Source organism: Geomonas diazotrophica, from assembly GCF_018919385.1.
Lineage (GTDB): Bacteria > Desulfobacterota > Desulfuromonadia > Geobacterales > Geobacteraceae > Geomonas > Geomonas diazotrophica.
Map to the genome: position 1 here is coordinate 1 of NZ_JAHLMF010000033.1, position 8,504 is coordinate 8,504.

The following is an 8,504-nucleotide window of genomic DNA, read 5'->3' on the forward strand; positions in this document are numbered from 1 at the left end:
CATCAATGACTAACTTGATCGCTTCTTGCTTGAACTCTGAATCGTACTTGCGATTCGATCTCATGACACACCCTCCTGGCTCGTTAGGATATATGGTGTGTCCTCAAAAGTGAAGATAGCTCAGTCTACTACCTCCAAAGCATCCCCCACCCCGACCAGCACTACATCGGCCTCACCACCGACGTCAACGCAAGACTCTCCTCCCACAACGCCGGCCAATCCCCCCACACCTCCCAATACCGCCCCTGGAAGATCATCACCTACCATGCCTTCGCCGACGAAGCCAAAGCCGCAGCCTTCGAAAAGTATCTGAAATCCTGCTCCGGCCTTGCCTTCAGGAAAAAGCACTTCTGATTCCCGCGACGCCCCTCCCGGCCCCCTTGACTTTCGGGACAAAAGAAGCAACACTATCCGGCCGCGTCGGCGCCGCGACACTACTTACCGCCGAAGGAGCTGCATGCAGGCTAAAACCATTCTGACTAAGAAGGTTTCGACGATGAACAAAGAAGAACACGACGGGGCAGGGGAGAACGAGCCCCTTGAATCGAAGGGCTACCTGCACTACCTGAGGAAGCTGCGCGAGAAAAGCTTCATGCAGGCCACGATCTGGACCGCTGCGCTTCTGGTCGGATGTGCTGCCGTTCTTTTCGCACGTCTCATTTCCGCTTCGCAGTCCTTCTTTTTCACCTTATTTCACGGTCATTCCTATCTCATGACCGCTGCCACACCGCTGTTGTTCGTCGCTGCGACCTTGATCGTCCAGAAATTCGGACCGGAGGCTCGCGGCAGCGGCATCCCCCAGGTACTGGAAGCCATAGACCGGGCGCACGGTGACGACAAACATGAACCCCCGTGGCACAGCCCCCTGGTCTCGTTACGTACGGCAGTGGTAAAGGTGATATCGAGTTGCGTAGGCATCATTGCCGGAGCTTCGATCGGGCGCGAGGGCCCTACTGTCCAGATTTCAGCCTCTGTCTTTGCTTTTTTCGGGCGGGCGACACGGAAGGTCCTCCCCCAAGTCGATTTTCAGATCTTCCTGACGGCAGGTGCCGCGGCGGGAGTCGCGGCGGCGTTCAATGCGCCTCTCGCTGGTATTGCTTTTGCGCTGGAGGAAGTGACCGAGGGGGCGTTCGGGCGTTTTCGGGAAATGGTGATGTTAGCCGTCATCATTTCCGGTATCGCGGCGATGGCCATAGCGGGGAACTACCTCTATTTCGGTCATCCCGCAGTCACGCTTACGCCCAACCTGCTGGTTCCAGAAACGCTCATTTTCGGAGTTGTCGGAGGGATCATGGGCGGCGCATTCGCCCGGCTGCTTGCCTTCCCGGAAGTGTTCGGCCTCCCTCCTCAGCCGTGGAAGAGAGCGCTCTATTGCGGCTTTGTCTGCGCCGCAATCGGCCTGTTGACCGACGGCGCCTCGGCCGGATCGGGCTACGAAGTAACCCGTAGTTTCCTCGAAAGTTCCTCCATAGAACAGTGGCCCGCCGGACTGGGGATAGCGAAGTTCGCAACCACTGTCCTTTCCTACCTTTCCGGAATGGCCGGCGGCATCTTTTCTCCCTGTCTTTCCATCGGGGCCGGCTTCGGATTCACCGTCGCAAAACTACTCCACCTTCAGAACTTCAAGGTTTGCGGACTTCTCGGCATGGTCGGCTTCTTCTCCGGGGCCATCCAGGCACCGCTCACCGCAGTGATCATCATCATGGAGATGACCGACGAGCACACCCTCATTATTCCTTTCCTGCTGGCGGCATTTCTTTCCCGCAGAATCGGGAAGATCTTCATGCCGGTTCCGCTGTACCGGTTCCTTGCCAGCAAGAATCGGAAGGGGTGACCGCCGTTACCCCTTCCGGCAACATCCAGTTCCATCGGTTGCACACCGCGCTTTATCCCCACCATTCCTGTCTTGACACCCACGATCCCTCCCTCAGAAATAGTACAAACATCTGAAATCCCTGATTGCTTGTGCATTAGAAATCTGCTAGATTCTCCGATTGGTTAAAGGTCTCTGTTTAAAGCGCGCAGAGAAGATGAAACTAGATGCAGCTGAGAGAGTCTGGCGAAGTCCGCTAAGAGTACGATCATATCGCCCTGACCATAGAGGTACTGGTAAATGCGAAAACTTTGGCTGTTTCTGTTGACGATTTTTTGCAGCGGCTGCACGACGCACAGCGATGTGAACGGTGAGCGGTTGAAGTCCCTGCCGTATCACTATTCACAGTTCGACATGGCCTTGGCTTGGGAGATCAAGCAGGCGGGAATGGAAACGGTAGTGGAGGGAGTGGCGAAAAATCTCCGCTACGCCTTCATGGAAGGGATCGAGATCTGGGTCGCGGCAGTCGATGCAGCGGGCCAAACAAGAGCGCGCAACGTCTGCTTCGTCATCCCCCGCCAGGTAAAACAGGATGGGATCTTTCCCTTCAGCGTGAAGCTACCGGTTCCTGTGGAGCCAGGCATGCTGCTGAAGTTCACCTACAAGTACAACGGTTCGGATGGAGGTGACGGAGGCGTGAACTGGATGCAGAGTTTTGAGTGGACTGTGCCCTGACAGAGGACGGTAGCCTGACCCGAGATTCCCCATAAAATCATGGGCGTCTCTGTATCAACTATTTGAAATTACGGCAAAATGACATATTTTTCAGTATTTACTTTTTCTTTAGCGATGCCGTCGTTAGGCCCTATGCTGGTTCCAAAGAACTTTAAGGTAGTATCTTTTGTGATAGGTATTTTTTGGGTAAATATCGTACTGGCAGTTGTAGGGTCGCTTCCATCAGTAGTGTAGTAAATAGGGTGGGGCCCCCCTGCACCACTTGCATACACTTCTAGTGTTACATTTTGTGGTGAAGTGTAAGTGCCTCCTGGTGGAATAGCCCTCGTGCGAGGCCCCCAATACTCGTTGTAGCTGGTGCTTTCTCCACCACCACCGCAGCCAGATAATGTGATTAAAACCATCGCAATTGTAAGTAGATTGCGCATTTTAATCCCCCGTAGTTGCTGTTTGCATAGTTGGTGCGTGCTAATTTTTGGTAGTCGCAATCAGGTTGCCACAGTGAATAAAATTTTATCAGAAAATAGCGTTCTTTAAATGAAACTCTGATGTCATGACCGTTAACTTTGCAACATTGCAAGCCTGACCCCAGTTGTCATTTCATTTTGGAGACTTTTCATGCGAGTTTGGCACCGGTTGGCTTTTCTTGTCATCTTAATGCTCTGCGTCACAATCGGTGGGTGCGGCAGTACGGATACAGGTTCAAATCAGGGCCCTCTACCCAAGGGCGCTCCCCCTGCGCCAACCTCATCTGACCCTTGGTTTGGAACGGCAGGCAATGTCCTTATCTCCGCTCCTGGCGCATCTACGGACGGCCCTCGTCTTTTTCTCTGGATTGGCTTTAATTCCCCAGCAGAGTGGCAAAACTTCCTAAACCTGAATAGAAATATGCCAAACAGTGGCCTGATCGGCGGGCGCGTTGTGGTTGACTCTAGCGCTCCACTGGGCTTTTATTTTGATCCCAGCACAACCTCATCAGCGGAAATAGTAGCAGAAACCTTTACGACCTCACTGAGCCAAATAAGCGCAAATCCTACACAATATACTGTATATGACCGTTGGTATGTAACATCGACCGTTGAAGCAATTCGATGACATTTGATACTTAACGAGCACTTCTACAGAGTTGCTGGACAATCTGAATCGGGTGATGAATAGGATGGGGGAGTCTGGGGGCAGGCTTGCGATGTTGCAAAGTTAGTGATCAAAGACGTACCAGATTGCAAGTTTAAAAGCCTGACCCCAGATGCCCCAGTGGGGAACGTTTTATTACGAGCTATAATCCTTCCCTTGAAAGGAGCTCGAGTCATGAGAGATACCTGACAATATCGCCATCCGATAGGTTTCTAGTAACCATGGACTGTTGCAACAAACCGTCTAGATTTAGTGTTCGTCTTCGAGAGCTCTTTTTAGCTGAATGCCGGTCTACATCGAGAGTCTTTGCCTCTCGCTTACACTTATGTCTAGGAATGGCAGGAGTCACATATGATAGAGTGGCAAACTGGTAACGCATCTCAGTCAATCAAGAAGAGGTTGTTTCAATCATTGTTTGGTGAATGTGACGAGTTTGTTCTGCTTATTTAAGAAAAACAGGTAAGATATTGTATGGCTAGTTGCTATGATGATATGCTAAATGTTAATGTTTGCTATAAGTGTAGCGTCCGGTCACCTGACGATCAGGTAGCTAAAATTCCTTTTTTTATTTATCTAAATAGTGAGCTTGCTAACACCTGTGAGTATGAAGAAAGCAGTATAGGTTTCCTAGAAATATCTACATTTAAGACTGTACTAGGCATCAAATATATCTCTCGTGTGCATTTGAAAACAGGTGTACCTTTTGAAAATATTGCAGATACAGCAAGAAGTAATTGTGTGAATACCTTTGCACTGTCCTTTTTTAACTACAAACTTAATAATAAATCCAAAAAATATAATCTAACTAATTTTTTAACTGAAAAGATACTCGTAGCAGATTGTAACTTCGAATATAATACCATTTATAAATAATATTATCACAGACTACATAAACAACATGTAATGCTACACCTCCTCACAATTTGAGCAGACCCGACGAGGTGGATGTCTGGAGAAGTAAGTGAAATCATCGGCGGCGAGGGAGGCGCGAACTTGATGCAGAGGTCCGAGTGGACGGTGCCGTAACACGCTTCTCTCACTGGAATATAACGTTGATAATAAATAATTTAATCTGGGGTGAACTTCTCAGCTCCTTAAATGAATACAAAAAGTATTTCTAGTCAGATCAAAGGATGATTGTTTGCCTACCACCCGGAGAATGACAAAAAAAGAGATCCGCAGCATGAATAGGAGCCATGAACTTGGCCCTTATCGTAAAAAGACGCTCGCAGATTATCCCGTTCTTCATGCATTCCTTGCCAATGTTCTTGCCGAGGCTCAAAACCAGCTTTTGCAACGGATATCGGTGAAACTGACTCTCGGAGAGGCATGGCTTCTCAATCCGCCAGGTACCTACCAGCAAACTGATTCTGACTTCTGGTTGGAGAGAGTCGGTGCATACAGAATAGATGCATGTGACGCATCCCTTCAATGCGTCACTTTGATCGTCAGCCTGCCCCAAAAGAGAGATGTCTTCTACCCCGATGAATTTGTCATCCTTACCTCTCAATCAACCTTACAGATCTATGTGTGCGGCAAAGGAAAGTTGGCGTCCATCGATCTGGTTTGGAGCACGAAATCACCTCGTTTCGTAAGAGACTTGGCCAGGGACTTCTCTCTGGGAGGGCGCTGCGCCAGACGGAAATTGCGCGACAGTATCAGGTTCATTGGAGAGGAGCCTGATGCAACGTTCCTCGCTCCAATCACGTTCGGCCGAGCGGCAACTATACACGTAGAGTAGAATTCTCTGAGAGGAGCAGCAATGAACGTTCTGATTCACAGAGGTGCCAGCGAAATCGGCGGAACCTGCATCCAACTCTCCACGGAAAACACGACCCTCCTTCTTGACCTCGGCTTGCCTCTCTCCAACGAAAGCAATTCCATCGATGTTTCCAATCTGAAACCTGATGCAGTCTTGATCAGTCATCCGCATCAAGACCATTTCGGGCTGATCGACCTTCTTGCACCTGACATTCCGGTCTACATTGGAGAGCTCGGGAAAAGGCTGATCGACGCCACCCGGGTGCTGCTTGGCAAGGAACTACACTCGAACGATTTTCATCATTTCCAGAGCTGGCAACCTTTCCGCTTGGGCGACTTCACTGTCACGCCGTATCTGGTTGATCATTCCGCAGTCGATGCCTACGGCTTCCTCATCGAGGCTGACGGGAAGAGGATCTTCTATAGTGGGGATTTTCGTGCGCATGGCCGGAAGGCAAAACTGTTCGACAGCATGGTCGGAAAACCTCTCAAAGACATCGATCTTCTGTTCTTGGAGGGGACCATGATACAGCGAGACAATAGCGAGTTCCCGAACGAAAGCGATGTGGAAAAGAAGATTTTTGAAACAATCCGTCACCAGGAAAACATTTCTTTTCTCATCTTCTCATCCCAGAATATTGACCGGGTCGTCTCCGCCTACCGGGCATGTCTTCACGCCCGGAAGACTCTGGTGATCGACATCTACACCGCGTGGGTTCTAGAGCAACTCAAGCTCGTTTCCGATAGCACGCCAAATATGGAGTGGGACCTGGTCCGGGTGTACTCATCACACGGCCACGATGAGAAACTGAAAGAGCACCCGGACTTTTTCGGGGATTTCAGGAAGCGGGTCTATAAGTACCGGGTGACGAAGGAAGAGCTAACGGCGTCTTCAGCAGACTTTTTGTATCTTGGCAAGATGTCGTCCTTCAAGATCATAGACCTGTATCGAGGGGCGAAGCCGGTCAACGTCATCTACTCCCAGTGGCTTGGGTATCTCGCAGTATCCAACGATAATTTTTACGGAGCGGAAGCAATGGCGTCATACCGCAGCGATCCGCAGGTCCACTTCGTCTACGCTCATACCAGTGGCCATGCCACTGTAGAGGATCTGAAGGCATATGCTAAAGCGATGAATCCAAAAATGCTAGTGCCAGTGCATACGGAGCATGGGGCCCTATTCGCACAGAACTTCCAGAACGTTACTCAGATTACTGATGGTGAACGCTTCCTTTTATAACCAAAACGATCGCAAAGGAACTCAAATGCAAAATCAGAAAATTCCTACTGAAACTATTATCGAAAACAGGCTGCAATATATGGCTGCCAAGGTTGAAAGTTTGAATACAGCGGTTGATATAGTAAATTATGCGGAAAAGGATAGATATGTAAGAATCTGTGGTGCTTCACTACGTGCTGTTTCTTTACGAGATGATTATCCATTATGCGGATGTGCTAAAACTTCTTCACAAAAAGTGAACAGTATTATCGCTCATTTTGAAAAGTTTGAAAAACAATCGCAAGCTTTCCCTAAATACCTCACTCAAAAAGAAGAGCGTAGGCTTCAGAATTGGATTATCAAGGAGTCATTGAAGAAAAATAGATGCATGTTGATGCCATTAATTTTTTTAAAAAATGTTTTCGATGAGGTAAAGTTTGCACTAGATGAAGTTTCACTTGGCGACATACATCATCCGGTTTGCTCAATAGAAGGTACGACCTGGGCGAGGTGCAACGATGCAGGTCCCAATATTGTCCGGTGCGACATCCTTGCGGTTGGCAGAATAGGCTCAGAAGTGTTTCCAGTCATCGTCGAGTTAAAATCCAACAGAAGCATGACTCGGCTTACAGAGCAACTCAACAACTTCAGTGAGTTGATGATCAGGTTTGAGAAACCATTCCGACAGTTGCTCAATGCATGCACGGGCATGGAGATAACAAACTTTACCCCTAAGAAAATCATGATCTGGCCCTTGCCACCCCAAAGGGGCTCTATGCAAGCGTCGAGACATCTGATTGCGCTAAGAGGTTCAGGAATTATTGTTGGAGAGTACAACAGAGGTGTTTTTGGCTCTGATCCTGTAGCTTGGGAGAATCTCTATTTATACTGATCTCAGCGAAGATTTCGCTGATGAGCAGTACTGCTGCCCGTTTTGCCCGACCGCCAACGATGGCTCTTTTGTCTGGAACCCGGTTACGGACCAGGAGATCTGTGGTGATTGTGGCAGAGAAATGTATCTGGCCTTTGTTTGGCCGGAAAGCCGGACTGGTGTGGTTGACCTTTACCCGCCTGCGGTGCTGAAGTCGATGACCGCATCTGGCTGTTCGTTTAGGGAATGTCAGGAGCTTTATCTCGATTATGATCACCAGCCTGACTCGCCATATTCTGGAAGACGAGGAAAACTAGGGTCAGGCTTGCAATGTTGCAAAGTTAGCTATCGAGGCGCACCAGATTGCAACTTTGCAAGCATGACCCCAGGTCCCGTAATCATTACATCCTTGCACAGGAAAACTAATGCCTGTTTATCTTAGGAAAGACTCTATCAGACTGTTTGAGGCATCGGTGGAATTTTTAACCGTTGCTCTTGTATCGCTTGGACTGCCACACATTAAGGAGGTACGGGTTGAAGAAACGCGTTACGCTCCTGTGATAGGACTCATAGGCGCGTCTGTAGAACTTGCGATATCAGCTTTATATGTACAAGCATCTGGACACAAATCGATTATGACTAAAGAATTGACGTTCAAACCAGCAGGCCAGATCATGTCTGAGTTTATTGATATTCTCAACTCACCTACTCCGCAGTTGAGTTTTATCACTGCAGGTGTCCCAGAACCACACAAACATCGAGAACAAGTTGTGAGTGCCATTCGGGCTATGAAGCTCGTAGCAATAGCTAGGGCGGGTGGCTTACATTCCGGACGCGGTCCAAATAGTGTCAATCGGCTTTGAAAATTGACCCACCATCGGCGTCCAAAATTGACCCACCCCAGGTAGCAGTTTTCAGTTCTTGATTCTGGTCTTGATCCTCCAGCTATCGTTCCCGGTTTCGATGATCTC

The 8,504-nt window shown here is 49.0% G+C and carries 9 protein-coding genes; 8 read left to right on the top strand and 1 reads right to left on the bottom strand.

The window, feature by feature from the left end; translation table 11 throughout:
- The first annotated feature begins 90 nt into the window (after nucleotides 1–90).
- The 3 genes from KOM00_RS20795 (at nucleotide 91) to KOM00_RS20335 (ending at nucleotide 2,548) form a co-directional block, all read left to right on the top strand.
- Nucleotides 91–354: a GIY-YIG nuclease family protein gene (locus KOM00_RS20795; protein ID WP_216500851.1), complete on the top strand. Its 264-nt coding sequence runs from the start codon at nucleotides 91–93 to the stop codon at nucleotides 352–354.
- A gap of 103 nt (nucleotides 355–457) precedes the next feature.
- On the top strand, nucleotides 458–1,834 hold the full coding sequence (locus KOM00_RS20330; RefSeq protein ID WP_216500843.1) for a chloride channel protein: 1,377 nt from the start codon (nucleotides 458–460) through the stop codon (nucleotides 1,832–1,834).
- A 279-nt stretch (nucleotides 1,835–2,113) separates the two neighbouring features.
- Nucleotides 2,114–2,548, top strand: a complete 435-nt coding sequence (locus KOM00_RS20335; RefSeq protein WP_216500844.1) for a hypothetical protein — start codon at nucleotides 2,114–2,116, stop codon at nucleotides 2,546–2,548.
- A 68-nt stretch (nucleotides 2,549–2,616) separates the two neighbouring features.
- On the opposite strand, the gene KOM00_RS20340 is transcribed toward KOM00_RS20335, so the two are convergent.
- Complete coding sequence (locus KOM00_RS20340) at nucleotides 2,617–2,976, bottom strand: chitobiase/beta-hexosaminidase C-terminal domain-containing protein (RefSeq protein WP_216500845.1); 360 nt, start codon at nucleotides 2,974–2,976, stop codon at nucleotides 2,617–2,619.
- Nucleotides 2,977–4,153: 1,177 nt separating this feature from the next.
- Here KOM00_RS20340 and KOM00_RS20345 point away from each other — a divergent pair.
- The 5 genes from KOM00_RS20345 to KOM00_RS20365 all read left to right on the top strand — a co-directional run bounded on the left by KOM00_RS20345 (nucleotide 4,154) and on the right by KOM00_RS20365 (nucleotide 8,396).
- Nucleotides 4,154–4,555: a hypothetical protein gene (locus tag KOM00_RS20345; RefSeq protein WP_216500846.1), complete on the top strand. Its 402-nt coding sequence runs from the start codon at nucleotides 4,154–4,156 to the stop codon at nucleotides 4,553–4,555.
- A 286-nt stretch (nucleotides 4,556–4,841) separates the two neighbouring features.
- Nucleotides 4,842–5,423 carry a hypothetical protein gene (locus tag KOM00_RS20350; protein WP_216500847.1) on the top strand — a complete coding sequence of 194 codons (582 nt, stop codon included), beginning with the start codon at nucleotides 4,842–4,844 and terminating at the stop codon, nucleotides 5,421–5,423.
- Nucleotides 5,424–5,444: 21 nt separating this feature from the next.
- The gene (locus tag KOM00_RS20355; RefSeq protein ID WP_216500848.1) at nucleotides 5,445–6,683 is read left to right on the top strand and encodes an MBL fold metallo-hydrolase; all 1,239 of its coding nucleotides are present in this window, start codon (nucleotides 5,445–5,447) and stop codon (nucleotides 6,681–6,683) included.
- A 25-nt stretch (nucleotides 6,684–6,708) separates the two neighbouring features.
- Nucleotides 6,709–7,554, top strand: coding sequence for a hypothetical protein (locus KOM00_RS20360; protein ID WP_216500849.1), 846 nt, complete (start codon nucleotides 6,709–6,711; stop codon nucleotides 7,552–7,554).
- Nucleotides 7,555–7,958: 404 nt separating this feature from the next.
- Nucleotides 7,959–8,396, top strand: coding sequence for a hypothetical protein (locus KOM00_RS20365; RefSeq protein WP_216500850.1), 438 nt, complete (start codon nucleotides 7,959–7,961; stop codon nucleotides 8,394–8,396).
- The last annotated feature ends 108 nt before the right edge of the window (nucleotides 8,397–8,504 follow it).